Below are 25,629 nucleotides of genomic sequence, written 5' to 3'. Positions count from 1 at the left end.
GGCCGGGTTGCGTGACGCTACCCGGCCTTTTTTACAGCATAAACCGATACCCAATCCCCGTTTCGGTCAGGAAATGTTTCGGTCGCGCCGGGTCAGCTTCCAGTTTTTGCCGAATATGCCCCATATAAATACGCAGATAATGGCTGTGTTCAACGGCGTTGGGCCCCCAGACGTGATTAAGCAACTGACGTTGTGTCAGCACCTTCCCGGGGTTGTTGAGCAGTTCCGCCAGCAGACGAAATTCGATGGGGGTGAGATGCACCTCTTCGCCGCCACGGATAATGCGACGGGCGGCGATATCAACTTGTACATCTGAAAAAGTCACCAGTGGATCGTTCGGTTGCGTATTGCCGTGACGACGCAGCGCCACGCGCAGGCGCGCCTGCAATTCGCCAATGCCAAACGGTTTGCTAAGGTAATCATCGGCACCTGCATCCAGCGCGGCGATTTTATCGCTCTCTTCGCTGCGGGCGGAGAGCACAATCACCGGGGTGGCGCTCCACTGGCGGAAGTCGCGGATAAAATCGATACCATCGCCGTCGGGCAGGCCGAGATCGAGGATCACCAGATCCGGCTTGCGCGTTGCTGCTTCCAGCAGCCCGCGCTGCAACGTTTGAGCATCAAACACGCGCAGCCCTTCGGCTTCCAGCGCGGTGCGCAGAAAGCGGCGAATGGCTTGTTCATCTTCAACAATCAGAACGCTTGTCACATATCCTCATGAAATTCTTCAAGTTCTGGTGGCGCTATTCGCGGAAGTGTAACACGAAAACAGGCGCCGCCTTCAGGGCGATTGCTGGCTGAGAGTGTGCCGCCATGAATATCGATAATCGCCTGGCAAATGGCCAGCCCCAGCCCGACTCCCGGAATAGCGGACTCTTTATGGCCGCGTGAGAATTTATCAAAAATCATTTTCTCCTGACCCGGTTCAATACCTGGCCCGTCATCCCAGACATCAAGAAATAAATGGTGTGCATCCTCACTGGCGGTAATGCCGATTTGCGCCTTTGCGCCAGCATATTTTACCGCATTCTCCAGCAGGTTGATCAGCACACGCTCGAACAGCGGGCCGTCGACGTGGATCAGCATCAGCGGGTCGGGCAATGCGAGCGTAATCTGTTGCCCGTTCAGGCCGGGTTCCAGCATGCGCAGCGCGCTGCCGACCACTTCTTCCAACGTCAGCCACTCCTTCTTAAGATTAAAGCCGCCAGACTGGATCCTTGCCATATCCAGCAAATTATTCACCAGCCGGGTCGTGTTGAGCACATGCTGGCGAATTTCGTTGGCCTGGGGGGCATAAGGCGAACCGCTGCTGGCAAGGTCGAGGGTCAGAATTTCTGCCTGTCCAAACAGGACGGTAAGCGGTGTACGGAGATCGTGCGACAGCGCCGCCAGCAGAGAGTTACGCAAACTCTCTCGCTCGCTGGTAAGCCGTGCCAGCTCTTCGCTTGCGGTAAGGGATAGACGCTCCAGCGCGCTTGCCACCAGTAGCGTAAACGTCTCCAGCAGACGCTGCTGTTCGGGGATCATCAACTGACGCAGGTTGTTCGGCTCGACCACCACCAGACCCAGGGTTTTGCTGGCGCTTTTTAGCGGCAAAATCTGGTAGGGCACGCCGGGCAACGTATCCGTGCCAGCACCCGCAGGTTGCCCTTTATCAAAACTCCAGCGGGCGATGGCGTCATCCCAGGATGTCAGCCCCTCCTGTTGGGTTGAGGGCAACAACTTATCGTTGTGGTCGGGGAGCAATACCTGGCTGCGGGCATGAAAAGTGGATTGAATATATTGCTCGCAGGTACGGGCAATATCCTGCGCGCTACGCCCTACGGCCAGCGCTTTCGACATCTCATAGAGATGGCGGGTTCGCTGTTCGCGGTAGCGCGCCACCCGTGCCTGATAGCGCACGCCTGCCGTCAGGTTGCCTATCACCAGCCCAACCGTGAGCATGACGCCAAAGGTTAACAAATACTGCACATCGGACACCGCCAGCGTTCCTCGCGGGGCGATAAAAAAGAGGTCAAAACTGATAACGTTAATCACCGTTGCCAGCACGGATGGCCAGCGGCCGTAGAATAGCGCGACGATCACTACGCCAAGCAGATAGAGCATAACCAGGTTGGCAGCGTCGAACGCCATGAGCCACTGCATTGCAACCAGGGTGATGACAGTACAGAGGGCTAATGCCACTCCACAACCGCGGATCTGTACCTGCCACTTATCAAAAAAGCTGCGCTGATCGCGGGTGGCGGAGGGGAGGGGATCTGGTTTTTCATCCATTGCCACCACCAGCAGATCGAGATCCGGCGCGTGGCGGGCCAGCCGATCGCCGAAGCGCTCGCCGCTCCACCAGTGACGTTTGTCCTGGCGGCCAATGACGATTTTGCCGAGGTTGTGTTCGCGCGCATAGCGAACCACCGCTTTCTCTTCCGACGGTTCGGAAAGGGTGGCGGTTTCTGCCCCCAGTTCCTGCGCCAGCCGCAACGAGCTTAAAATCGCCCGGCGTTGCGCTTCCGGAAGACGGTGCAGCGCAGGCGTTTCAACATACACAGCATGCCAGACGCTGCCTAAGCGAGCCGCCAGCCGTGCGGCGGTGCGTACCAGTTTTTCACTGCCGGCATGGTGGCCGATACAGAGCAGGATGGCATCGCGGGTGTGCCACACTTTTTCTTGCCCCTGGGTATCGCGCCAGGCGCGCATTTGATCATCCACGCGATCCGCCGTGCGGCGCAGAGCCAGTTCGCGCAGGGCGATCAGGTTGCCCTTACGGAAAAAATTCTCGATAGCGCGTTCGGCCTGACCGGCGATATACACTTTCCCTTCATTCAGCCGCTGACGTAAATCATCCGGCGGCAGATCAACCAGCACCACTTCATCGGCGGCGTCAAAAAAAGGGTCTGGTACCGTCTCGCGAACCTGGATCCCGGTTACGCCGCTGACGATATCATTCAGGCTCTCCAGATGCTGAACGTTGACGGTGGTAAAAACGTCGATGCCCGCTTCCAGCAGTTCGTCGATATCCTGCCAGCGCCTGGGATGACGCGAGCCTGGCGCGTTGCTGTGCGCCAGTTCATCCATCAGCACCAGCGCCGGACGGCGGGCAAGGGCGGCATCGAGATCAAACTCATGCAGATAACGCCCCTGCCAGGCCAGCCGTTTTTGCGGTAGCAGCGTCAGCCCTTTTAGCATCGCGGCCGTCTCTTTGCGTCCGTGGGTCTCCACCACGCCCGCCAGAATGTCCAGCCCCTGCGCCCGCAGACGCTGAGCTTCCGCCAGCATCGCCCAGGTTTTCCCCACCCCCGCGCAGGCGCCGAAGAAGATCTTCAGTTTTCCACGATGCGGGGAAGCCGTCTGCTCCAGCAGGCGGTCAGGGTTCGGGCGTTGCGGCTCGTCGGTCATCATCAGTTTTCCTTCTGGGCATCCAGCGCCATATTCAGCTCAACAATATTTACCACAGGTTGGCCGAGAAAACCGAGCAGCGGTTTGTGCGTTGCGGCGTCAATTTGCTGACTAAGCCAGGCGGCAGAGAGGTGACGCGCTTTCGCGACGCGCGGCACCTGCCAGCGCACGCTGGCGGGCGTCAGGCCGTTATCCAGCCCGCTGGCGGAGGCGGTTACCAGTTCCGTCGGTACCGCAGCCGGGGCGTCCGGGTTCGCCGAGCGCAGTTGCGCGATACGCTCACGGATGGCTTCATCCAGCGCCGGATTACTCGCCGCCAGGTTACTGCCGCCGGAAGCCATCGGGTTATAAGGCACATCCGCCGTGGCCGAGGGTCGGCCATGGAAATAACCCGGATTGGTAAAGTTTTGCCCAATTAACCTGGAGCCGCGAACCTGATTATCCTGAATAATCAGCGATCCGTTGGCCTGGTCATGAAACCACCACTGCCCCAGTGCGGTAGTCAGTAACGGATAAAGCCCGCCAGTCACCAGCGTCAGAAAAAGAAAAATCACCACAGCAGGACGAAGCAAAGACATTGTGCACCTCACACCAGACCAAACAGGGTCAGTAATAGATCGATAGCTTTAATGCCGATAAACGGCACAATCAGGCCGCCCAGGCCGTAAATCCACAGGTTGCGACGCAGCATGGCGGAAGCAGAAAGCGGTTGATAACTCACGCCTTTCAGCGCCAGCGGCAGCAGAAATACGATGATCAGGGCATTAAAAATCACTGCGCTCAAAATCGCGGAATTGGGCGAATGCAGATGCATAATGTTCAGCACGCCCAGTTGCGGCCAGCTTGCGGCAAACGCCGCCGGAATAATGGCGAAGTATTTCGCCACGTCGTTAGCGATGCTGAAGGTGGTCAGTGAACCTCGGGTCATCAGCATCTGTTTGCCGATATGCACCACTTCAATCAGCTTGGTCGGGTTGGAGTCCAGGTCGACCATATTTCCCGCTTCTTTTGCCGCCTGGGTGCCGGAGTTCATCGCCACCGCCACATCGGCCTGCGCCAGCGCCGGGGCATCGTTGGTGCCGTCGCCGGTCATCGCAACCATCCGGCCTTCCGCCTGATACTGGCGGATCAGCGCCAGCTTGGCTTCCGGCGTCGCCTCAGCAAGAAAATCATCCACGCCCGCTTCGGCTGCGATGGCGGCGGCGGTCAGGCGGTTATCGCCGGTGATCATCACCGTTTTGATGCCCATCTTGCGCAGTTGCGCAAAGCGCTCTTTAATCCCGCCCTTTACGATATCCTTCAGCGCGATGGCGCCCAGCACTTTCGCGCCTTCCACCACCACCAGCGGCGTCGAACCCTGACGAGCGATACCGTCGACCAGGTGTTCCACATCTGCCGGGAACTGCCCGCCATTACTTTCGACGTGGCGGCGAATCGCATCGACGGAACCTTTACGGATCATGCGGTTGTCGATGTTAATGCCGCTCATTCGGGTCTGTGCGGTGAAAGGGACAAAGGTGGCATGAAGCTGCTGGACGTCACGCTCGCGCAGGTTAAAGCGCTGTTTGGCAAGGATAACGATGCTGCGTCCTTCCGGCGTTTCATCGGCCAGCGAGGAGAGCTGCGCGGCATCGGCAAGGTTTTTTTCATCCACGCCGTTGGCCGGTAAAAACGCCGAAGCCTGACGGTTCCCGAGGGTGATCGTACCGGTTTTATCCAGCAGCAATACATCGACATCGCCCGCAGCTTCCACCGCGCGGCCGCTGGTGGCAATCACATTCGCGCCCAGCATGCGGCTCATCCCGGCGACACCAATTGCTGAGAGCAGGCCGCCAATGGTGGTGGGGATCAGGCACACCAGCAGAGCAATCAGCACAATCACGCTGACCGGTTTGCCGCCCCAGGTGGAGAAAGGCCACAGCGTCGCGGTTGCCAGCAGGAAGACGATAGTCAGCGCCACCAGCAAAATGGTCAGCGCCACCTCGTTTGGCGTTTTGCGCCGTTGCGCGCCTTCGACCATGGCGATCATCCGGTCGAGGAAGGTTTCGCCAGGGTTGACGCTACAGCGAATGACCAGCCAGTCAGAGAGAATACGCGTCCCGCCGGTTACAGAGGCAAAATCGCCGCCGGATTCGCGGATAACCGGCGCGGACTCACCGGTGATTGCGCTTTCATCGACGGATGCGCCGCCCTCGATAACTTCGCCGTCGCAGGGAATGATATCGCCAGCTTCAACCAGAACCACATCGCCTTTACGCAGTTCATCCGAGGGAACATGGTCGATTTCCGCTCCATGCTGCGGGGCGCGAAGTTTGCGGGCGAAGGCGGTTTTCTGCACGCTCTTCAGGCTGTTGGCCTGCGCTTTGCTGCGGCCTTCCGCCATCGCCTCGGCGAAGTTGGCGAACAGCACCGTAAACCAGAGCCACAGGGCAATCGCACCGCTGAACAGCGCGTTGCCTGAGAGGTGTCCGGTAGCCATCGCGAGACTCATCACGGTGGTGAGCACGCTGCCAATCCAGACGATAAACATCACCGGGTTACGCCACTGCGTCGTTGGGTTCAGTTTCTTGATGGCGTCGGTAATCGCCTGTCCGACCAGGTGGCGGTCAAACAGCGCCAGTTGCTTGCGACTCATAAACGCTTACTCCGCAATGCTTAAAACAGGGAAAGGTGTTCCGCAACCGGGCCAATGGCCAGGGCGGGAATAAAGGTTAGCGCGCCAACCAACAGCACGGTGACGATTAACAGGCCGATAAACAGCGCGTCATGGGTAGCAAGCGTTCCCGGCGTGGCGGGCTGGATCTTTTTGTTGACCAGCGAACCGGCAATCGCCAGCACCGGTACGATGACGGCAAAGCGGCCGACCAGCATGCAGAACGCCAGCAGGCAGTTCCAGAACGGTGTATTCGCGCTTAGGCCTGCAAAGGCGCTGCCGTTGTTATTTGCGGCAGACGAGACGGCGTAGAGCACTTCGCTAAAACCATGGGTGCCGGGGTTGAGCATGCCGCTGCGCCCGGCGTCGGTCATCATCGCCAGCGCAGTGCCGAGCAGCACCAGCGTCGGGGTGACGAGGATCGCCAGCGCGGTCATTTTCATCTCCGGTACGTCGATTTTTTTGCCAAGATATTCCGGCGTGCGGCCAATCATCAGCCCGGCGATAAACACCGCCAGCAGGACGAACAGCAGCATGCCGTAAAGACCGGATCCGACGCCGCCAAAGACCACTTCGCCAATCTGCATCAGCCACATCGGCACCATGCCGCCGAGGGCGGTAAAGGAGTCATGCATGGCGTTGACCGCTCCGCAGGAGGCTGCCGTGGTGACGACCGCGTAGAGGCTGCTGGCGAGAATGCCAAAGCGACTCTCTTTGCCTTCCAGGTTGAGGCTACTGTCCGCGCCAGATTGCAGCAGATGCGGGTTGCCGTTGGTTTCCGCCCACATCACCACCGTAACGCAGACGACGAAAATGATGGCCATCGCCCAGAGGATCGCGCGCCCCTGGCGGTTATCGCTGACCGCTTCGCCAAAGGCGAAACAGAGCGCGGCAGGGATCAGGAAGATCGCCTGCATCTGGACAAAGTTTGTCAGCGCTGTGGGGTTTTCGAACGGGTGCGAGGAGTTGGCATTAAAGAAGCCGCCGCCGTTGGTGCCGATCATTTTGATCGCTTCCTGCGAGGCGACTGGCCCCATAGGAAGCTGCTGGCTTACCCCTTGCAGCGTGGTGAAGTGTTGATACGGCAGCAGGTTTTGCAGGGTTCCCTGCTGGATAAGGAACAGCGCCATCAACAGCGATAATGGCAACAGCACCCACAGCGTGATGCGAAGCAAATCAACCCAGGCATTACCCAGCGTACTGACACGCTGACGGGCAAAAGCGCGCGCCAGCGCAAACAGCACCGCGATGCCGCTCGCTGCTGAGAGGAAATTTTGTACCGTCAGGCCAGCCATCTGGCTGAGGTAACTCAGTGTGGTTTCCCCGGCATAAGATTGCCAGTTGGTATTGGTGACAAAACTCACGGCAGTATTCAACGCCAGATGCCAGGAGAGCCCTGGCAACCCTTGCGGGTTAAGCGGCAATACGCCCTGCAACATCAGTAGCGCAAAGAGCGCGACGAGGCCGCATAAGTTGAGCAACAGAATAGCGAGCGCGTAACGCTGCCAGCTCATTTCGTCGGTTGAAACGCCGAGAGTACGCCACAGCACGGTTTCACCCCGCAGCGGCGTGTTGGCTATCATGCCCGCCAGCACTTTGCCCAACGGGCGCGCCAGAATGAGCAGAACAACTAAGAAACTGGCGAGCAGTAAAAATCCCTGAGCGGCCATCAGAATGCCTCCGCATTAAGCAAGGCATATACCAGATACGCCAGTAACAGGAATACCAGCACCATGCCAGCTATTACACCTGTAGTCACAAACCACCTCCAACACGTTAAGTGATTGGCTTAACGGTAGGATTTTCCGTGCAAAGATTTCGCAAAAATCCGCGGGAGGGGTGTAAAAAAAGTATAAAAATGGCAAAGACCATGATTTAACTAATGGTTAGTATTAATTTAACTTTTTTGTAACTAAGTTACGGCATGAATGTAAATCAAACTTAAATAGCCAAAAATAAGTGGTCGGATGAGTAGTAAAATTACAGTCAAAGCGGTATTATTTTAACCAGATTACTGAGATTCATTTTTATGGCGTTTATTGCCAGCCAACTATAGGGGAGAGAATTATGGAACTGTATAAAGAATATCCAGCACATATTGTCATTTTGCGTCGTACTTTCGCCGTGGCGGCTGGCGTCATTGCCCTGCCGGTGATGTTGTTCTGGAAAGATCGCGCACGTTTTTACAGCTATCTGCATCGCGTCTGGTCGAAAACCAGCGATAAGCCGGTGTGGATGGATCAGGCCGAAAAAGCAGCGAGCGACTTCTACTAAGCGCTGCATTGCCGTAAATCAGACTTTTCAACGAGAACCGCCGTCTTTTGACGGCGGTTTTTTTACGTCTGCTGGCTACACTTACAGAAAGGAAGTAAGGAGTCGGTATGCAAGAGAAAATCCCGGTGGGCATCAGTGCCTGTCTGTTAGGCGATCCCGTCCGTTTTGATGGCGGCCATAAGCGTTTACCCTTCGCCGTTGAGGAGCTTTCTCCCTGGGTGAGCTTTGAGCCCGTATGCCCGGAGATAGCGATAGGCTTAACCGTGCCGCGTCCGGCGCTTCGGCTGGTAAAAGAGGCTGACGGTGAAATTGCGCTGCGTTTCAGCAATGGGCAGGAGGGCGATCTTACCCGGGCGATGCGCGATTTCAGTGACAAAAGGATCGCCCGGTTCGAGACGCTTTGCGGCTATATCGTCTGCGCTAAGTCGCCAAGCTGCGGTATGGAGCGGGTGCGCATTTACGACGCAGACGGGAAAAATAATCGTAAAGCCGGGCGCGGTATTTATACCGAAGCATTGATGAAGCGTTATCCGTGGTTGCCCGTGGAGGAAGATGGGCGGCTACACGATCCGGTGCTGCGTGAGAACTTCGTCGAACGCCTCTATGCGCTTCATGAGCTTAACACGCTGCGGGACGAGGGACTGACACGCGGCAAATTGATTGCCTATCACAGTCGCTATAAGTTATCGCTGTTGGCGCATTCTCAGCCTGATTATCGGGAACTGGGGCGCTTTGTGGCGATGCTACATGAGTGGGAGTCGCTGGATGCCTGGTTTATTGCTTATCGTCAGCGCTTGATGGATCTGCTTTCTGTGCCCGCCACACGGCGCAACCACACCAACGTGTTAATGCACGTGCAGGGCTATTTTCGTAAACAGCTCAACAGCCGCCAGCGGCAGGAACTCTCTAAGCTGATTGAAGGTTATCGTCTGGCGACTCAACCGCTGCTTGCGCCCGTTACGTTGATTAAACACTATATGTCTGAGTTTCCGGATGCGTATCTGTCGACTCAACGTTATTTTGACCCCTGGCCGGAAGCCCTTCGGTTACGTTATGGATCTTAACGCAGGAGCACTATGCCCACCCATCTGATGTGGTTTCGTCATGATTTACGTCTCAATGATAACCTTGCTCTGGCTGCCGCCTGTCGCTCTGCCGACGCGGCGGTGATTGCGCTGTATATTGCCACGCCCAAACAGTGGCGGAAGCACGCGATGTCACCGCGTCAGGCGGCGTATCTCTCTGCCCATCTTACCGGCCTGCGTGAGTCGCTGGCTGAGAAGGGCATTCCGCTGGCTTTTCTCGAAGTTGATGATTTTGATGCCAGTGTCGCCGCGTTGAAAAGTTTCTGTCAGCAGCATGATGTCACGCACCTGTTCTACAACTACCAGTATGAAGTCAACGAGCGCCAGCGCGATGCTGCAGTGGAAAAAGCATTACCCGATGTCCGTTGTCAGGGCTTTGATGATAGCGTGATCCTGCCGCCAGGCGCGGTAATGACCGGCAATCATGAAATGTATAAAGTCTTTACGCCGTTTAAAAAAGCCTGGCTGGCGCGCCTGGATGACGGTGTGCCAGAGTGCGTCGCCGCGCCTGCAAAACGGCAATATCCGCCGCAGAAGGTGGAATGTGCGGCGATTCGACTGAACTATCCGCAAGCTGAATTTGACCCGGCACTGTTTCCGGCTGATGAAAAAAGCGCTATCCAGCGGTTGCGCCATTTTTGTCAGCAGGGGGCGGGTGAATACGAGGCGCTGCGTGATTTTCCGGCGATTGAAGGCACCAGCCGCCTGTCGGCTGCGCTCGCCGTGGGCGTACTCTCGCCGCGTCAGTGTCTGCATCGCCTGCTGGCGGAGCAGCCGAAAGCGCTGAGTGACGGGCCGGGAAGCGTCTGGCTTAACGAGCTTATCTGGCGGGAATTTTATCGTCATCTGATGACCTATAACCCGGCGTTGTGCAAACACCGGCCGTTTATCGGCTGGACTGATCGCGTGAAATGGCGCAACGCGACTGAACATCTGAAGGCCTGGCAGGAAGGGCAAACGGGCTACCCGATTGTCGATGCGGCGATGCGCCAGCTTAACGCCACGGGCTGGATGCATAACCGTCTGCGGATGATCGCCGCCAGCTTTCTGGTGAAGGATTTACTCATCGACTGGCGAGAGGGTGAGCGCTACTTTATGTCACAACTGGTGGACGGCGACCTGGCGGCCAACAATGGCGGCTGGCAGTGGGCGGCGTCGACGGGCACTGACGCTGCGCCATACTTCCGCATCTTTAACCCCACCACGCAGGGTGAGCGATTTGATAAAGCAGGGGAATTTATTCGCCAGTGGGTGAGTGAACTTGCGGATGTGCCGACGAAGGCGATTCATGACCCCTGGACATGGGCCGATAAACAGGGGGTTACGCTGGATTATCCGCGCCCGATTGTCTGTCACAAACAGGCGCGGAGTGAGACGCTGGCCGCCTATGAGGCGGCGCGAAAAGTGTAGAATTACGCTTGTACCGCTACGCGGCGGGCGCGGAATTTCAGCGCCTGGTAGAGCCAGATAGCCAATACCGCGCCCACGCAGGCCAGTGCGCCCCAGGTGATTTCGCTAAAGACGTCGATATAGGCATCGATGGCGTAGTTAACCGCACCGGCGGCATCAAAGGCGCTTTGCGAGGTTTGATCCGCAATTACGCCCGCCAGGTAGTTGGCTATCGCCCCGGAAAGCAGCATGTAGATCCCGGTCAGCACACCCGTGACGCCCGGGATCTCAATACGTGTAATCTGTGACATCGCCACCGGGTCGATAAATAGCTCGGCAAACCCCATCACCGCCATCCCCAGAACCATCAGCGGCATGGATGAATGACCGTAGGCCACTGACCAGCGCGCGCTGAGCGTCAGAATACAGAAACCTGCGCTCATCAGGCCCAAACCGAGGGCGAATTTCCCCCAGATACGCACGGTACGATTGCCGCTGACGCCTTCTTTAACCAGCCACGCCAGCACCACGCCGCACAGCATGACGGCGAAACCATTCACCGACTGGAACATCGCCGTTGGCACTTCATAACCGAAGATATCGCGGTTCACAAAGCGGTCAATGTAGAGGCTGATGGAGCTGCCGCCCTGCTGCGCGAACGCCCAGAACAGCATGCTGAAGAAGGTAAGCACGACAATCAGCCCCAGTTCCTTACGCTGCTTGTTGTTTTCCGCTTTGGTGTAGATTTTCGCCAGCACAGCCAGACCGATGATCGTGGCGATAATCAGCGCATACACCGACCACTCTTTCCAGAACAGCACGGTGATGACCAGTGGCGCCACAACCAGTAATACCAGCAGCCAGGCCCAGTTCGGTAAGCCCCATTTTCTGGTCGCAAGCGCCGCCTTATTTACGCCCACCGTATGGCTGAAGTGGCGATTGCCGCAGAGGAAAATGACCAGCCCTGCCAGCATACCAATTGCTGCCAGCGCAAAGCCCATCGCCCAGCTATACTCCTGCTGCACGTAACCACAGGCGATGGGCGCAACGATAGAACCGATATTCCCGGCGGCGTACAGCAGTGAGAAACCGCCGTCGCGACGCGGATCGTCAGGGTGATACAGTTCGCCCAGCAGGCAACTGACGTTGGATTTAAACAACCCGTAGCCGCAAACGATAATTGCCAGCGAGAGGTAGAGAAATACCGGTGCGATTTCACTGGCGCCCAGCACCAGGTGCCCAACCACCATCAGAAATGCGCCGAGCATCACGGCCATTCGGTTGCCTAATAGCTTATCGGCCAGGAACCCGCCGAGGATAGGCGTTACGTAAACCAGCGAACAGTATGCGCTGAACAGCGCGTAGGCGTGGTTATCGTCATATTTAAGCTGGTTGGTGAGATAGAGGATTAGCAGCGCGCGCATGCCATAAAAACTGAAATATTCCCAAATTTGCAGGGCGACAACGTAGTAAATCGCTCGCGGCTGTGACGTATTCATAGGACTCATAACCTCTACTCTATCGGGCATTTCTGCGGCGGATAGATTTGTTTTCGTGATGTTTTTTTGCGATGCAGCTCAAAGTATGTATGTAATATGCTGTCTGATTGCATAAATATACAGGATATCGTTCAGGTAAAGAAAAGTAATTTGTGTGATTAAATGTTGAAAAGGGCAAGTTTAAGCGGGTGGTATCAAGTACAAAGAATGGGTTATCGACGTCAGGCGATGAGAACGCTATTTTAGTCAGTGACACCCCATTCGCACATAAGGAAGCGATGATGAAAAATACCGAGCTGGAACATCTGATTAACGAAAAACTCGGCAGCGCCACCTTTAGTGACTATGCGCCTAATGGCTTACAGGTTGAGGGGCGCGAAGAGATCAAAAAAATCGTCACCGGCGTAACTGCCAGCCAGGCGCTGATTGACGAAGCGGTGCGCCAACAAGCGGACGCCGTGATCGTGCATCACGGCTATTTCTGGAAAGGTGAATCACCGGTTATTCGTGGCATGAAACGCAATCGCCTGAAAGCGTTGCTGAGTCATGACATTAACCTTTACGGCTGGCACCTGCCGCTGGACGCGCACCCGGAACTGGGCAACAACGTACAACTGGCGCAGTTGCTGGGCATCAACGTAATGGGCGAGATTGAACCGCTGGTGCCATGGGGCGAACTGTCGATGCCGGTCTCCGGCGTAGAACTGGCCTCGTGGATTGAAGCCCGCCTGGGTCGAAAACCGTTGTGGAGCGGCGATACCGGGCCAGACAAAGTCTCACGCGTCGCGTGGTGTACCGGCGGTGGCCAGGGCTTTATCGACAGCGCGGCGCGTTTTGGCGTTGATGCTTTTATTACCGGCGAAGTTTCCGAACAAACCATTCATTCCGCCCGCGAACAGGGGCTGCATTTTTATGCGGCGGGTCATCATGCGACCGAACGTGGGGGCATTCGCGCGTTAAGCGAATGGCTGAATGAAACGACCGATCTGGATGTGATGTTTATCGACATCCCCAACCCGGCCTGATTGAAGAGGGTAGAGAGTGCAGCGAGCGCGTTGTTATCTTTTAGGGGAAACGGCTGTCGTGCTCGAACTAGAGCCGCCCGTGACCCTGGCGAGCCAGAAACGTATCTGGCGTTTAACTCAGCGACTGGCTGAGCAACCGGAAGTGGTGGAGGCCATTCCGGGGATGAATAACATTACGGTGATTTTGCGTAACCCGCAGGATAGGGCCCTGGATGCTATCGAACGTTTACAGCGCTGGTGGGAGGAGAGCGAAGCGCTGGAGCCGGAATCTCGCTACATCGAAATTCCGGTGATTTACGGAGGAGCGCAAGGGCCGGATCTCAATGAAGTCGCGCAACACAGCGGCCTGACGGCAAAGCAGGTGGTTGAACTGCACTCGTCGGTGGATTACGTCGTGTGGTTCCTTGGCTTCCAGCCGGGGTTCCCGTATCTCGGCGGATTACCGGAGCGACTGGCGATGCCGCGACGCGCCGAGCCCCGATTGCTGGTTCCGGCGGGATCGGTCGGGATCGGCGGCGCGCAAACGGGGATCTACCCGCTGGCGACGCCGGGCGGTTGGCAGTTGATCGGCCAGACCTCGCAGCCGCTGTTTGATCCTCATAAAGATGAACCCGTACTGCTTCGCCCCGGCGATACCTTACGATTTGTGCCGCAAAAGGAGGGCGTATGCTGAAACTTATTCGCGCCGGGCTTTACACCTCGGTACAGGATTGCGGCCGCGAAGGGCTGCGTCAGTCGGGGATCAGCCGCTGCGGCGCGCTGGATAAACCCGCATTAGTCACAGCGAACCTGCTGGTGGGCAATGATGCTAACGCTGCTGCGCTGGAAATCACCTTAGGGCAGGTTACTGTCGAATTTACCCGTGACGGCTGGTTTGCCCTAACTGGCGCAGGCTGTGACGCACGTCTTGATGAGCAACCGGTATGGAGCGGCTGGCGGCAACAGGTGAAAGCCGGGCAACAGCTTATTCTGAAGCGTCCGGTGCACGGCATCCGTAGCTATCTGGCGGTGGCGGGGGGCATTGATGTCCCGGTGGTGTTGGGGTCGCGCAGTACTGACCTCAAAGTGGGCGTCGGCGGCCTGGAAGGGCGACGTTTGCAGGATGGCGACACATTGCCGCTCGGCGAGCCGCAGCGCCAGTTCACCGGGCCGCAGGGGGTGAAGCAGCTACAGCACGGTAATCGCATCCGGGCGCTACCGGGGCCGGAATATCACGAGTTCGACAGCGTTTCCCAGGATGCATTCTGGCGCTCGCCGTGGCATCTCAGCCCGCAGAGTAACCGCATGGGCTACCGTCTGCAGGGGCAACCGTTGGTGCGGCAGACCGACCGTGAAATGTACTCGCACGGCCTGTTGCCGGGGGTGGTGCAGGTGCCGCATAACGGTCAGCCTATTGTGCTGATGAATGATGCGCAGACCACGGGCGGTTATCCACGTATTGCCTGCATTATTGAGGCGGATATGTACCAACTGGCGCAAATTCCGCTTGGGCAACCGATCCACTTCGTTTCCTGTTCGCTGGAAGAGGCGCTGAAAGCGCGCCACGATCAGCAGCGTTATCTGGAACAACTGGCATGGCGACTTAACGATGCACATTGATTTGAATGCTGATTTAGGTGAAGGCTGCGGCAGCGATGCCGCCCTGTTACGACTGGTCTCTTCTGCCAACATCGCCTGTGGTTTTCATGCCGGCGATGCGCAAACTATGGCTGAGTGTGTACGCGAAGCGCTGAAAAATGGCGTCGCGATTGGCGCACATCCGGGGTTCCCCGATCGTGAGAACTTTGGCCGCACGGCGATGCAGTTGCCGCCTGAAACGGTTTATGCGCAAACGCTCTATCAGATTGGCGCGCTGGACGCCATCACGCGTGCCCATGGGGGAACGATGCGCCATGTAAAACCGCACGGCATGCTCTATAACCAGGCGGCGAAAGATCCCCAACTGGCGGATGCCATCGCCCGTGCAGTGCATGACTGTAGCGCAACGCTGATTCTGGTGGGGCTTGCGGGCAGTGAACTGATTCGCGCAGGTGAGCGTTACGGCCTGACCACCCGGCAGGAAGTGTTTGCTGACCGGGGTTATCAGGACGATGGCAGCCTTGTGCCACGCAGTCTGCCGGGCGCGTTAATCAGTGACGAAGATCAGGCGCTGGCACAGACGCTTTCGATGGTGCAATCAGGAAAAGTGAAAAGCATTAATGGCGTCTGGACGCCGGTGATGGCGCAAACAGTTTGTCTGCACGGCGATGGGGAACACGCGTTACTTTTTGCCCGCCGCTTGCGTCGCGCTTTTGAAGAGCGCAGTATAAAAATTAGCGCTTAAGCGCATATAACAAGATATTTTACAACAACATAACAAGTGACAGGGTGGAAAAAATGGGAGAGATGGTATCTCTCTGGCCGCTGATGGGTATTGCCGTCATTGTGGCTGGATTCTTATTGCGTTTTAACCCGGTACTGGTGGTCATTGCCGCCGGTATCGTCACCGGTCTGGCTGCACACATGCCGCTGCTGACTATCCTCGAAAAGCTTGGCGAAGGCTTCCTTAACACCCGAAACCTGCCTTTTATTCTGCTGCTGCCGCTGGCGGTTATCGGCCTGCTTGAGCGCCATGGGCTGAAAGAGCGTGCTCAGGCGTGGATTGCCAAAATCCACAGCGCCACTGCCGGACGTCTGCTGGTGGTCTATCTGTTTGTCCGTGAAGCCACCGCCGCGCTGGGGCTGACCAGTCTCGGCGGTCATCCGCAAATGGTGCGCCCGCTGCTGGCGCCGATGGCGGAAGGGGCGGCGGAGAAGATCCATGGCGAACTGCCGGGCGCAGTGCGTTATCGCCTGCGCGCAATGTCCGCCGCGACGGATAACGTTGGGTTGTTCTTCGGGGAAGATATTTTCGTCGCCTTTGGTGCGATTATCTTCATGCATAACTTTATGCTGGAGTCGGGCGGCATCCAGACTGAACCCCTGCATATTGCCCTGTGGGGCATTCCAACAGCCCTGTGCGCGTTCCTGATCCACGGGGCGAGAATGTGGCGGCTGGATAACTACCTGCAACGGGAAATGGCGAAAGCCCATGCTGCTGCCAACCGGGGGGACGCGTGATGCATTTCCAACAGAGCTATCTCTACTGGCTGGCGGGCATTGTTCTGCTGATTGTCGCGCTGATGTCATGGCGCGATAAAGCCAACCCGCGTCGCCTGACGACGGGGCTTTTCTGGGGCGTTTACGGCCTGCTCTTTTTGCTTGGTGACTGGGCTTATGAGCTGGTGGGCGATAAACGCACGGTACATATCGCCGTGGGCGTGGCGGTAGTGCTAATGGCGCTGATTGCCGGTTTCGGCGGCGTGCGGCTGGGGAGCTATTCCCAGCGCACACAGAAACAACGCGAAGAGAGCGCCAGCCGGCTGGGCAACCGTCTGTTTTATCCGGCGCTGGCGATCCCTGTAGTCACCGTCATTGGCGTACTGCTGTTTAACAATGTGCCGGGCCTGCAGACCTCGCTGTTCGGTGAAGGCAATCACTCGACGCTGGTGACGCTCTTTTCCATGACCGTAGGCACGCTGATTGGCCTGGTGATGGCGGTCAAAATGACCCACGAGCGCGTACATCAGCCGATTCAGGAAGCGCGCCGCCTGCTCGATTCCATCGGTTGGGCGTTTATTCTGCCGCAGATCCTGGCGACTCTCGGCCTGCTGTTCACCGCAGCAGGCGTGGGGGAGGGGATTTCGTGGCTGACCAAAAGCTATCTCGCCGTCGACAGCCGCTTTATCGCCGTGGCGGTGTACACCATCGGGATGGCGCTACTGACTATGGTCATGGGCAATGCGTTTGCGGCTTTCCCGATAGTCACGGCGGGGATCGGCATCCCGATTCTGGTATTACAGCACGGCGGCAACCCGGCGGTGATGGCGGCGATTGGCATGTTCTCTGGCTACTGCGGTACGCTGATGACGCCGATGGCGGCGAACTTCAATATCGTACCGGCGGCGCTGCTTGAGCTGCCGGATAAAAACGCGGTGATCAAAGCGCAGGTGCCGACAGGCATCATGTTGCTGCTGGTTAACGTTTTCCTGCTCTATTTCCTGATGTTCCTGTAAGGAGTGAAAATGCGCACAGTGTTAATCACCGGGTTTGAGCCGTTTGATGGCGAAACGGTTAACCCTTCATGGGAAGTCGTTTCGCGTCTTGATAATGTTATTATTGCTGGATGTCGCGTGGTGGCGCGCCAGTTGCCCTGTGTCTTTGGTGACGCACTGGTAGCACTGAATGCGGCGATAGATTCGCTCTCGCCAACGCTTGTACTCAGCGTCGGTCAGGCGGGTGGACGCACGGATATCAGCGTCGAGCGCGTGGCGATTAACGTCGATGATGCGCGTATTGCGGATAACCGTGGCAACCAGCCGGTTGATACGCCGATTGTTGCGAATGGCCCGGCGGCGTGGTTTAGCTCGCTGCCGATCAAAGCTATCGTCTCTGCGCTACGTGACGCGGGTATCCCTGCGTCGGTGTCGCAAACAGCGGGCACTTTCGTCTGCAACCATGTGATGTATGGCCTGCTGCATAAACTGAGCGGTATCCCGGATGTGAAAGGCGGATTTATCCATATTCCGTATCTGCCGCAACAGGCGGCGGCGCATCCCGGTGCGCCGAGTATGGCGGCAGAAACCGTGCGCCAGGGGCTGGAACTGGCTATCTCCACGGCATTGATGGTTGATAACGACATTCAGATAACCGGCGGCGCAACGCATTAACAAAGGACAACACTATGCCTGAAGGCCCGGAGATCCGCCGCGCAGCGGATAGCCTGGAGGCGGCTGTTAAGGGCAAACCACTCACTGAGGCGTGGTTTGCCTTCGAACAACTGAAACCCTATGAATCACAACTGGTTGGGCAGCACATTACCCATATTGAAACCCGCGGTAAGGCGCTTCTCACGCACTTCTCAAACGATCTGACGCTTTACAGCCACAATCAACTTTACGGTGTATGGCGCGTGGCAGATGCAAATACAGTAGCGCCATCCACGCGGGTATTGCGCGTTAAGCTGCAAACGGCAGATAAAGCGATTCTGCTCTACAGCGCCTCGGATATCGAAATGCTGACGCCTGAACAACTGACTACGCATCCCTTTTTACAGCGTGTCGGCCCCGATGTGCTCGACCTTAAACTGACAGAAGCGGACGTCAAAGCCCGGCTATTGTCGCCGCGCTTTCGCAATCGTCAGTTTTCGGGGTTGTTGCTGGATCAGGCGTTTCTTGCCGGGTTGGGTAATTATCTGCGCGTTGAAATACTCTGGCAGACTGAGCTTGCTCCGCAGCATAAAGCATCGCAGCTTACCGATACCCAACTGGACGCACTGGCGCATGCGCTACTCGCGATCCCCCGGCTGTCGTACAACACGCGCGGCAAGGTGGATGAGAATAAACACCACGGGGCGCTGTTTCGCTTTAAGGTGTTTCATCGTGATGGCGAAGCCTGTGAACGCTGCGGTGGGGTGATTGAGAAAACGACGATGTCGTCGAGGCCGTTTTACTGGTGCCCGACTTGCCAGAAGTAGGGTGGTTTTGTGCCGGATGATGGTTTGCATCATCCGGCCCTGCACGGCGGGCATATTTACTCGCTGTCTTTGAACAACGGGAGTCCTTGGGATTTACGCCAGCGTTTGATTTCTTCTAAAACACCCTCAGGAGAATCTTCTCTTTCATCGGGGGGATAGAATATAAGATCACTACCTTCAGGATGATGGGTGATTTTGATTAAGTGGTGCACAAGCTTGCTTAAGTGATCATTTAATGCTTTTCCATTTAATTCACGAGAATCATCAAAAAATTCATTAAGATAATCTAACATTTCTTGTTCTGTGTAATATTCTAACCGTTCTTTGAACATTATTCATTCTCTTTATGAATGCGAATATGATTTCGAGGAGTATTAATCCTCAAGTTATCCATGTTGTAAACAGGTCCATCTTGCCGTATTTGTACAATGTGATGTATTTCGAATACTTTACGCCCTCCTACAGCTTGTTCTTCGACAACAAATGGAGAACCATCTTTTTTCAATACCCTTTGGTTAGATTTATTGAACTGCCCAAGAAGTTCAGGACACTCAGAAACAGCCTTCCACAAATCTCCTCTGAAGTGATCAAAATCCCTGAACTCCCTTCCTCTTAATTTATCCGCCACCTGTGCAGGTATTGGTGCGCCGATTCCTGAACTTGCCGCCTCAAGCCAGCGTATATTATCGGGGATGACCTGACCATTTCCTGTGGCAACACCGGGTTCATCTCTGGCTGTTTTAAGATAAACATAAATGGGTTTAATTCCCGAACCGATGGGAAAGACCAGAATGTAATCATTAAAGTCAGTGACGTCCGGAACCGGATAAGGTGGTGTCGTGTAGTCGTCTTTCCCGTCAGGGATAGGCGTAACCAGTATGGTCGGCTGATCAAGCGTGGGAACATTATTTCCAGTGTGGGCTGGCGCATTGCCGTTTTCTGGATGTTCGGGCGTCCAGGTGATCAGCGGGCCATCTACGCCGTTTGCGGGGGTAAATTCGTAGCGACCCGATGTTGCGTTCCACACCATGTTAGCAACGCGCACATTTTCATAGGGCGTCCCTTCACCCGTATGTACCCCGTAGACTTGGGGATTACCGTGAATATCGTTTCGCCAGAAAAAACGCACGCGAGTGGTGGCTGTGCCGCCTACGGCGGCCTTCTGCCGGAGAATATCGTCATACCAGTACTCATCGCGCCCGGGGATGCGCGCGCTTCCTTCTCCCGCCGCAGGAATGTAGAGTGCTGACGCCAGCGCGCCTATCCATGGCACACTTTCGGCGGCACCCAGAAGGCCTCCCAACGACTTTGAGCCCCATACCCAGTTCATTGCCACTGGCAGCGCCAGTACTACGGAAGAAGCTTCCGCGGGGACTGCAGAGTTTTTGCCGGCCGGCTTATGATCATACCCGCAGCAATCATCGAGGTCAGTTCTGGCGAATATCGCCATTTCGCCGAAATGTTCTGCGGGCTCTTCAGTATCTCCCGCATCCGTGCATCCCGGTTCTTTCAGACAGGATTTCGCATATACAGGAGTGACTTTTTCCGGGGCGGGAGGTGGGGTTTTAACCTCATTATTCTTGAGCGGGACTTTAGGGACGGAAGTTTTAGGTTGGGGAAAGAATAGGTTGTTATATTCAGCCGGTATATTTAAGTAACTATATTCGGTGTTAGTAATGAGATGCTTACAGAGAATGTAATCATAAATAACAGAAATGTGTTCGTAAGGAAGATGCTTGATATTAATGTCTATATCAATTTTTGCTACGAAAACATTCCTCAATTGAATATAGTAATAGCGCTCCCAGAGACCGGTGCGGTTTATGCGATAAAAATCAATTTCGATAAATAATCGTTCATTATTATTGATGGCATTGCTGAGTAATGGACTGCTTTTATCGATAGTTTTTGTGAATTTCAGTGCTTGAAAATGACATTCTCTACCGCTATTGGTTACATCGTGTCGAAGTAAAAATGCGAAAATTTCGTCCGTATGATTCTGTTGCCAGCGGTTACCGATTGACGCCTCACTCCCACAATTAGCGGAAATGTTTCCCTGGCGTTCACCTGTAATCCTCAGGTAAATAATATTGCTCATTCCATTAGTATCTTTATTTTGAAAGTGTGTAATTAGATGCTGAACAAAAAGAAAGCTCAAGTCAAAGATAAGCAATTCGTGCAGAGGATGCTAATTGAGTTGATTATTTAGAAGAAAAAATAGAAATGATAAATGAATGCACAAAGAAATATTGAAAAGGGAAATTATTTGAAGAGGGGAGAAAGCTGCCGGATTCCCGGCAGCCTGGCGAATTAATGCTTGAGGTCTGATTTGAAATCGCGTTTTTCGTAGCCGGTGTAAAGCTGACGAGGACGGGCGATCTTCATGCCTTCGTTGTGCATTTCGTTCCAGTGCGCAATCCAGCCCACGGTACGCGCCATCGCGAAGATAACGGTAAACATGGATGACGGAATGCCCATCGCTTTCAGGATGATACCGGAGTAGAAGTCCACGTTCGGGTAGAGTTTCTTCTCGATGAAGTACGGGTCGTTCAGCGCGATGTGTTCCAGCTCCATCGCCACTTCCAGCAGGTCATCTTTGGTGCCAAGCTCTTTCAACACTTCATGGCAGGTTTCACGCATTACAGTGGCGCGTGGGTCATAGTTTTTGTAAACACGGTGACCGAAGCCCATCAGGCGGAAAGAATCATTCTTGTCTTTCGCACGACGTACAAATTCAGGAATGTGCTCAACGGAGCTTATCTCTTCCAGCATCTTCAGCGCCGCTTCGTTGGCGCCGCCGTGTGCCGGCCCCCACAGGGAAGCAATGCCCGCCGCGATGCAGGCAAACGGGTTGGCGCCGGAGGAGCCTGCGGTACGCACGGTAGAGGTGGAGGCGTTCTGTTCGTGGTCAGCGTGCAGGATCAGAATACGATCCATGGCGCGTTCCAGAATCGGGTTCACTTCATACGGTTCGCACGGCGTGGAGAACATCATGTTCAGGAAGTTGCCCGCATAGGAGAGGTCGTTGCGCGGGTAAACGAACGGCTGGCCAATGGAGTATTTGTAACACATTGCGGCCATGGTCGGCATTTTAGACAGCAGACGGAACGCAGCAATGTCGCGATGGCGCGGGTTATTCACATCCAGCGAGTCGTGGTAGAACGCCGCTAACGCGCCGGTTATCCCGCACATCACCGCCATCGGGTGAGAGTCGCGGCGGAACGCGTGGAACAGACGAGTGATCTGTTCGTGGATCATGGTGTGACGGGTTACAGTGGTTTTGAACTCTTCGTACTCAGCCTGCGTCGGTTTTTCACCGTGCAGCAGAATGTAGCAAACTTCGAGATAGTTAGATTCTGTCGCTAACTGATCGATAGGGAAACCGCGGTGCAGCAGGATACCTTCATCACCATCAATAAATGTGATTTTGGATTCGCAGGATGCGGTAGAGGTGAAACCAGGGTCAAAAGTGAAAATGCCTTTTGAACCCAGACTACGGATATCAATAACATCCTCACCGAGCGTGCCTTTTAGCACATCCAGTTCGATAGCAGTGTCATCACCCAGGGTGATTTTTGCCTTTGTATCAGCCATTTACGGTCTCCTTAGCGCCTTATTGCGTAAGACTGCCGGCTACCTGGTTTGCATTCATTTGATATTTCGACGTTACCACTTTGTTATTTGGCTCAAGGCTCTGCTGCAGAGGTGATACCAGGGTACAGAGCAAATGGCGCTTGAGGGTACGCGTCTAATCTACAGTGAAACAACAGCAAATCAGGGTATTAGCAGTCCGAAATTTCAAACCTGTCTATCACTAATATCGTTCCTGATAACTTCGGTCAATAGCACCACACTGTTACATAACTTATTATCAGGTGAAAGAGTGACCCCATAACTTTTGCGCATTATATGCTTTTTCAAGTGTCGGTTGTAACAATAATGTTTAATATTTGTCAAATCACGTGATTAATTTTTAAAAAATTGTTGTAATCGTGACGACGATCACTGTTCAGCATAAAACCCGACAAACTATATGTAGGTTAATTGTAATGATTTTGTGAACAGCCTATACTGCCGCCAGGTCTCCGGAACACCCTGCAATCCCGAGCCACCCAGCGTTGTAACGTGTCGTTTTAGCATCTGGAAGCAGAGTTTTATATGACGCGAAGTTATAGATAAGGACGCTGTCTGACCCGCACGCAGACCGGAGGAAAGGAAACAATAAGAACAGCATGTGGGCGTTATTCATGATAAGAAATGTGAAAAAACAAAGACCTGTCAACCTGGATCTACAAACGATCCGGTTCCCAATCACGGCGATAGCGTCCATTCTCCATCGCGTCTCCGGAGTCATAACGTTTGTGGCTGTCGGTATTCTGCTTTGGTTGCTGGGCACCAGTCTTTCCTCTCCGGAAGGCTTCCTTTATGCGTCCTCCATCATGGGCAGCTTCTTCGTCAAATTCATTATGTGGGGCATTCTGACGGCTCTGGCGTATCACGCCATCGTTGGTATTCGCCACCTGCTGATGGATTTTGGCTATCTGGAAGAAACCCTCGAAGCAGGTAAGCGCTCCGCCAAAATTTCTTTTGTTATTACTGTCGTGCTTTCAATTCTTGCAGGAGTCCTCGTATGGTAAGCAACGCCTCAGCATTAGGACGCAACGGCGTACATGACTTCATCCTGGTTCGTGCCACCGCGATCGTCCTGACTCTGTACATTATCTACATGGTTGGATTTTTCGCGACGAGCGGCGACCTCACCTGGGAAGTCTGGAGCGGTTTCTTCTCCTCTGCGTTCACCAAAGTGTTCACCTTGTTGGCCCTGTTTTCTATCCTGATTCATGCCTGGATTGGCATGTGGCAGGTGCTGACCGACTACGTTAAACCGCTGGCACTGCGTATGGTGCTGCAACTGGCTATCGTTGTTGCGCTGGTGGTTTACGTCATTTATGGATTTGTTGTGGTGTGGGGTGTGTAATGAAACTGCCAGTCAGAGAATTTGATGCTGTTGTAATTGGTGCCGGTGGCGCGGGTATGCGTGCGGCACTGCAAATTTCCCAGAGCGGCCAGACCTGTGCGCTGCTCTCTAAAGTGTTTCCAACCCGTTCGCACACCGTTTCCGCGCAGGGTGGTATCACCGTTGCGCTCGGTAACACCCATGAAGATAACTGGGAATGGCACATGTACGACACCGTAAAAGGGTCGGACTACATTGGTGACCAGGACGCGATCGAATATATGTGTAAGACCGGCCCGGAAGCGATTCTGGAGCTGGAACACATGGGCCTGCCGTTCTCCCGTCTGGACGATGGCCGTATCTATCAACGTCCGTTTGGCGGCCAGTCGAAAAACTTCGGCGGCGAGCAAGCGGCACGTACCGCAGCGGCGGCTGACCGTACCGGCCACGCACTGCTGCACACGCTGTATCAGCAGAACCTGAAAAATCACACCACCATCTTCTCCGAGTGGTACGCGCTGGATCTGGTGAAAAACGCCGATGGCGCCGTGGTCGGTTGTACCGCCCTGTGCATCGAAACCGGTGAAGTGGTTTACTTCAAAGCCAACGCCACGGTGCTGGCGACCGGCGGCGCAGGCCGTATCTATCAGTCCACCACTAACGCGCATATCAACACCGGTGACGGCGTCGGTATGGCTCTGCGTGCTGGCGTACCGGTGCAGGATATGGAAATGTGGCAGTTCCACCCAACCGGTATCGCTGGTGCGGGCGTGCTGGTGACGGAAGGCTGCCGTGGTGAAGGTGGTTATCTGCTGAACAAACACGGCGAGCGCTTTATGGAGCGTTATGCCCCGAATGCAAAAGACCTGGCGGGTCGTGATGTGGTGGCACGTTCCATCATGATCGAAATCCGTGAAGGTCGCGGCTGCGACGGCCCATGGGGCCCGCATGCGAAACTGAAACTCGACCACCTGGGTAAAGAAGTGCTCGAATCCCGCCTGCCGGGTATCCTTGAGCTTTCCCGCACCTTCGCCCACGTCGATCCGGTTAAAGAACCGATTCCGGTTATCCCAACCTGCCACTACATGATGGGCGGTATTCCGACCAAAGTGACCGGCCAGGCGCTGACGGTGAACGAGCAGGGCGAAGATGTCGTCATTCCTGGGCTGTTCGCGGTCGGTGAAATTGCCTGTGTATCGGTACACGGCGCGAACCGTCTGGGCGGCAACTCGCTGCTTGACCTGGTGGTATTTGGCCGCGCTGCGGGTCTGCATTTGCAAGAGTCTATCGCTGAGCAGGGCGCACTGCGCGATGCCACTGAAGAAGAGATTGACGCTTCCCTGGAACGTCTGAACCGCTGGAATGGCAACCGTGACGGTGAAGATCCGGTTGAGATTCGTAAAGCGCTTCAGGAGTGCATGCAGCATAACTTCTCGGTATTCCGTGAAGGTGATGCGATGGCGAAAGGCCTTGAGCAACTGAAAGTGATCCGTGAGCGTCTGAAAAATGCCCGTCTGGATGACACTTCCAGCGAATTTAACACCCAGCGTGTTGAGTGCCTGGAGCTGGATAACCTGATGGAAACCGCTTACGCGACTGCCGTATCCGCAAACTTCCGCACCGAGAGCCGTGGCGCGCATAGCCGCTTCGACTATCCGGATCGTGATGACGCAAACTGGCTGTGCCACTCCCTGTATCTGCCAGAGTCTGAGTCCATGACGCGTCGTAGCGTCAATATGGAACCAAAACTGCGTCCGGCGTTCCCGCCGAAGATTCGTACTTATTAATGCGGAGACAGGT

25 protein-coding genes are annotated in these 25,629 nt (G+C 55.3%); 14 read left to right on the top strand and 11 right to left on the bottom strand.

Going from position 1 to position 25,629, the window contains the following annotated elements:
* Positions 1-31: 31 nt before the first annotated feature.
* From kdpE to kdpF, 6 genes are read right to left on the bottom strand one after another with little or no spacing between them, the layout of a single operon-like run.
* Positions 32-709 (bottom strand): two-component system response regulator KdpE, encoded by a 678-nt coding sequence (gene kdpE, locus VSR74_RS06715; protein WP_347793962.1) that lies wholly within the window; start codon positions 707-709, stop codon positions 32-34.
* Entirely contained in the window at positions 706-3,393 is a 2,688-nt protein-coding gene (gene kdpD, locus VSR74_RS06710) for a two-component system sensor histidine kinase KdpD (RefSeq protein ID WP_347794370.1), read from the bottom strand. Before kdpD ends, kdpE begins: the two co-directional genes overlap by 4 nt.
* A gap of 2 nt (positions 3,394-3,395) precedes the next feature.
* The gene (gene kdpC, locus VSR74_RS06705) at positions 3,396-3,971 is read right to left on the bottom strand and encodes a potassium-transporting ATPase subunit KdpC (protein WP_347793961.1); all 576 of its coding nucleotides are present in this window, start codon (positions 3,969-3,971) and stop codon (positions 3,396-3,398) included.
* A gap of 8 nt (positions 3,972-3,979) precedes the next feature.
* Positions 3,980-6,028 (bottom strand): potassium-transporting ATPase subunit KdpB, encoded by a 2,049-nt coding sequence (gene kdpB, locus VSR74_RS06700; protein WP_347793960.1) that lies wholly within the window; start codon positions 6,026-6,028, stop codon positions 3,980-3,982.
* A gap of 20 nt (positions 6,029-6,048) precedes the next feature.
* Positions 6,049-7,716 carry a potassium-transporting ATPase subunit KdpA gene (gene kdpA, locus VSR74_RS06695; protein WP_347793959.1) on the bottom strand — a complete coding sequence of 556 codons (1,668 nt, stop codon included), beginning with the start codon at positions 7,714-7,716 and terminating at the stop codon, positions 6,049-6,051.
* The gene (gene kdpF / locus VSR74_RS06690) at positions 7,716-7,781 is read right to left on the bottom strand and encodes a K(+)-transporting ATPase subunit F (RefSeq protein WP_347794369.1); all 66 of its coding nucleotides are present in this window, start codon (positions 7,779-7,781) and stop codon (positions 7,716-7,718) included. The genes kdpA and kdpF overlap by 1 nt, the downstream gene beginning before the upstream one ends.
* Positions 7,782-8,113: 332 nt before the next feature.
* On the opposite strand from kdpF, the gene VSR74_RS06685 reads away from it, so the two are divergent.
* The 3 genes from VSR74_RS06685 to phrB all read left to right on the top strand — a co-directional run bounded on the left by VSR74_RS06685 (position 8,114) and on the right by phrB (position 10,815).
* Positions 8,114-8,320 (top strand): YbfA family protein, encoded by a 207-nt coding sequence (locus VSR74_RS06685; RefSeq protein ID WP_015965335.1) that lies wholly within the window; start codon positions 8,114-8,116, stop codon positions 8,318-8,320.
* A 107-nt stretch (positions 8,321-8,427) separates the two neighbouring features.
* The gene (locus tag VSR74_RS06680; RefSeq protein WP_347793958.1) at positions 8,428-9,384 is read left to right on the top strand and encodes a YbgA family protein; all 957 of its coding nucleotides are present in this window, start codon (positions 8,428-8,430) and stop codon (positions 9,382-9,384) included.
* Positions 9,385-9,396: 12 nt separating this feature from the next.
* Positions 9,397-10,815 carry a deoxyribodipyrimidine photo-lyase gene (gene phrB / locus VSR74_RS06675; protein WP_347793957.1) on the top strand — a complete coding sequence of 473 codons (1,419 nt, stop codon included), beginning with the start codon at positions 9,397-9,399 and terminating at the stop codon, positions 10,813-10,815.
* A gap of 2 nt (positions 10,816-10,817) precedes the next feature.
* On the opposite strand, the gene dtpD is transcribed toward phrB, so the two are convergent.
* The gene (gene dtpD, locus VSR74_RS06670) at positions 10,818-12,293 is read right to left on the bottom strand and encodes a dipeptide permease DtpD (RefSeq protein ID WP_347793956.1); all 1,476 of its coding nucleotides are present in this window, start codon (positions 12,291-12,293) and stop codon (positions 10,818-10,820) included.
* A gap of 281 nt (positions 12,294-12,574) precedes the next feature.
* On the opposite strand from dtpD, the gene VSR74_RS06665 reads away from it, so the two are divergent.
* Genes VSR74_RS06665 through nei form a run of 8 tightly spaced genes read left to right on the top strand, consistent with a single transcriptional unit; the run spans position 12,575 to position 18,872 of the window.
* Positions 12,575-13,318, top strand: a complete 744-nt coding sequence (locus tag VSR74_RS06665) for a type 2 GTP cyclohydrolase I (RefSeq protein ID WP_347794368.1) — start codon at positions 12,575-12,577, stop codon at positions 13,316-13,318.
* A 16-nt stretch (positions 13,319-13,334) separates the two neighbouring features.
* Positions 13,335-13,991, top strand: a complete 657-nt coding sequence (pxpB, locus tag VSR74_RS06660) for a 5-oxoprolinase subunit PxpB (RefSeq protein ID WP_347793955.1) — start codon at positions 13,335-13,337, stop codon at positions 13,989-13,991.
* Positions 13,985-14,917, top strand: a complete 933-nt coding sequence (gene pxpC, locus VSR74_RS06655) for a 5-oxoprolinase subunit PxpC (protein ID WP_347793954.1) — start codon at positions 13,985-13,987, stop codon at positions 14,915-14,917. Before pxpB ends, pxpC begins: the two co-directional genes overlap by 7 nt.
* The gene (gene pxpA / locus VSR74_RS06650) at positions 14,907-15,641 is read left to right on the top strand and encodes a 5-oxoprolinase subunit PxpA (RefSeq protein WP_347793953.1); all 735 of its coding nucleotides are present in this window, start codon (positions 14,907-14,909) and stop codon (positions 15,639-15,641) included. Before pxpC ends, pxpA begins: the two co-directional genes overlap by 11 nt.
* A 53-nt stretch (positions 15,642-15,694) precedes the next feature.
* Positions 15,695-16,417, top strand: coding sequence for a DUF969 domain-containing protein (locus tag VSR74_RS06645; RefSeq protein ID WP_347793952.1), 723 nt, complete (start codon positions 15,695-15,697; stop codon positions 16,415-16,417).
* Positions 16,417-17,412, top strand: a complete 996-nt coding sequence (locus VSR74_RS06640; protein WP_347794367.1) for a DUF979 domain-containing protein — start codon at positions 16,417-16,419, stop codon at positions 17,410-17,412. The genes VSR74_RS06645 and VSR74_RS06640 overlap by 1 nt, the downstream gene beginning before the upstream one ends.
* A gap of 9 nt (positions 17,413-17,421) precedes the next feature.
* Positions 17,422-18,066 carry a pyroglutamyl-peptidase I gene (gene pcp / locus VSR74_RS06635; RefSeq protein ID WP_347793951.1) on the top strand — a complete coding sequence of 215 codons (645 nt, stop codon included), beginning with the start codon at positions 17,422-17,424 and terminating at the stop codon, positions 18,064-18,066.
* 14 nt (positions 18,067-18,080) lie between these two features.
* Positions 18,081-18,872, top strand: a complete 792-nt coding sequence (gene nei / locus VSR74_RS06630) for an endonuclease VIII (protein WP_347793950.1) — start codon at positions 18,081-18,083, stop codon at positions 18,870-18,872.
* Positions 18,873-18,928: 56 nt separating this feature from the next.
* Here the strand turns inward: nei and VSR74_RS06625 are convergent, their stop codons facing one another.
* The 4 genes from VSR74_RS06625 to VSR74_RS23305 all read right to left on the bottom strand — a co-directional run bounded on the left by VSR74_RS06625 (position 18,929) and on the right by VSR74_RS23305 (position 22,778).
* Entirely contained in the window at positions 18,929-19,204 is a 276-nt protein-coding gene (locus VSR74_RS06625; RefSeq protein ID WP_347793949.1) for a bacteriocin immunity protein, read from the bottom strand.
* Entirely contained in the window at positions 19,204-20,970 is a 1,767-nt protein-coding gene (gene tssD, locus VSR74_RS06620) for a type VI secretion system tube protein TssD (protein WP_347793948.1), read from the bottom strand. Before tssD ends, VSR74_RS06625 begins: the two co-directional genes overlap by 1 nt.
* Positions 20,971-21,182: 212 nt before the next feature.
* Complete coding sequence (locus VSR74_RS06615; protein WP_347793947.1) at positions 21,183-22,466, bottom strand: citrate synthase; 1,284 nt, start codon at positions 22,464-22,466, stop codon at positions 21,183-21,185.
* Positions 22,467-22,670: 204 nt separating this feature from the next.
* Positions 22,671-22,778 (bottom strand): hypothetical protein, encoded by a 108-nt coding sequence (locus VSR74_RS23305; protein ID WP_459349917.1) that lies wholly within the window; start codon positions 22,776-22,778, stop codon positions 22,671-22,673.
* Between the two features lie 326 nt (positions 22,779-23,104).
* Here VSR74_RS23305 and sdhC point away from each other — a divergent pair, with 326 nt between their 5' ends.
* The 3 genes from sdhC to sdhA are packed head-to-tail and all read left to right on the top strand — an operon-like array spanning position 23,105 to position 25,616.
* Positions 23,105-23,509: a succinate dehydrogenase cytochrome b556 subunit gene (sdhC, locus tag VSR74_RS06610; protein WP_015965319.1), complete on the top strand. Its 405-nt coding sequence runs from the start codon at positions 23,105-23,107 to the stop codon at positions 23,507-23,509.
* A complete protein-coding gene (gene sdhD, locus VSR74_RS06605; protein WP_015965318.1) occupies positions 23,503-23,850 on the top strand; it encodes a succinate dehydrogenase membrane anchor subunit in 348 nt (115 codons plus the stop codon). The genes sdhC and sdhD overlap by 7 nt, the downstream gene beginning before the upstream one ends.
* Entirely contained in the window at positions 23,850-25,616 is a 1,767-nt protein-coding gene (sdhA, locus tag VSR74_RS06600) for a succinate dehydrogenase flavoprotein subunit (protein ID WP_231828149.1), read from the top strand. Before sdhD ends, sdhA begins: the two co-directional genes overlap by 1 nt.
* The last annotated feature ends 13 nt before the right edge of the window (positions 25,617-25,629 follow it).

Source organism: Pseudocitrobacter cyperus (assembly GCF_039889165.1).
GTDB lineage: Bacteria > Pseudomonadota > Gammaproteobacteria > Enterobacterales > Enterobacteriaceae > Pseudocitrobacter > Pseudocitrobacter cyperus.
This window is presented reverse-complemented; position numbering and strand designations above follow the sequence as displayed.

Coding starts and splice junctions, on each gene's coding strand:
- kdpA (WP_347793959.1), bottom strand. CDS start 7,716: ATGGCCGCTCAGGGATTTTTACTGCTCGCCAGTTTCTTAGTTGTTCTG.
- VSR74_RS06685 (WP_015965335.1), top strand. CDS start 8,114: ATGGAACTGTATAAAGAATATCCAGCACATATTGTCATTTTGCGTCGT.
- pcp (WP_347793951.1), top strand. CDS start 17,422: ATGCGCACAGTGTTAATCACCGGGTTTGAGCCGTTTGATGGCGAAACG.
- VSR74_RS06665 (WP_347794368.1), top strand. CDS start 12,575: ATGAAAAATACCGAGCTGGAACATCTGATTAACGAAAAACTCGGCAGC.
- pxpA (WP_347793953.1), top strand. CDS start 14,907: ATGCACATTGATTTGAATGCTGATTTAGGTGAAGGCTGCGGCAGCGAT.
- kdpD (WP_347794370.1), bottom strand. CDS start 3,393: ATGACCGACGAGCCGCAACGCCCGAACCCTGACCGCCTGCTGGAGCAG.
- kdpC (WP_347793961.1), bottom strand. CDS start 3,971: ATGTCTTTGCTTCGTCCTGCTGTGGTGATTTTTCTTTTTCTGACGCTG.
- dtpD (WP_347793956.1), bottom strand. CDS start 12,293: ATGAATACGTCACAGCCGCGAGCGATTTACTACGTTGTCGCCCTGCAA.
- sdhA (WP_231828149.1), top strand. CDS start 23,850: ATGAAACTGCCAGTCAGAGAATTTGATGCTGTTGTAATTGGTGCCGGT.
- phrB (WP_347793957.1), top strand. CDS start 9,397: ATGCCCACCCATCTGATGTGGTTTCGTCATGATTTACGTCTCAATGAT.
- sdhD (WP_015965318.1), top strand. CDS start 23,503: ATGGTAAGCAACGCCTCAGCATTAGGACGCAACGGCGTACATGACTTC.
- tssD (WP_347793948.1), bottom strand. CDS start 20,970: ATGAGCAATATTATTTACCTGAGGATTACAGGTGAACGCCAGGGAAAC.
- VSR74_RS06625 (WP_347793949.1), bottom strand. CDS start 19,204: ATGTTCAAAGAACGGTTAGAATATTACACAGAACAAGAAATGTTAGAT.
- sdhC (WP_015965319.1), top strand. CDS start 23,105: ATGTGGGCGTTATTCATGATAAGAAATGTGAAAAAACAAAGACCTGTC.
- VSR74_RS06645 (WP_347793952.1), top strand. CDS start 15,695: ATGGGAGAGATGGTATCTCTCTGGCCGCTGATGGGTATTGCCGTCATT.
- pxpC (WP_347793954.1), top strand. CDS start 13,985: ATGCTGAAACTTATTCGCGCCGGGCTTTACACCTCGGTACAGGATTGC.
- kdpB (WP_347793960.1), bottom strand. CDS start 6,028: ATGAGTCGCAAGCAACTGGCGCTGTTTGACCGCCACCTGGTCGGACAG.
- VSR74_RS06615 (WP_347793947.1), bottom strand. CDS start 22,466: ATGGCTGATACAAAGGCAAAAATCACCCTGGGTGATGACACTGCTATC.
- VSR74_RS23305 (WP_459349917.1), bottom strand. CDS start 22,778: ATGCGCAAAAGTTATGGGGTCACTCTTTCACCTGATAATAAGTTATGT.
- VSR74_RS06680 (WP_347793958.1), top strand. CDS start 8,428: ATGCAAGAGAAAATCCCGGTGGGCATCAGTGCCTGTCTGTTAGGCGAT.
- VSR74_RS06640 (WP_347794367.1), top strand. CDS start 16,417: ATGCATTTCCAACAGAGCTATCTCTACTGGCTGGCGGGCATTGTTCTG.
- nei (WP_347793950.1), top strand. CDS start 18,081: ATGCCTGAAGGCCCGGAGATCCGCCGCGCAGCGGATAGCCTGGAGGCG.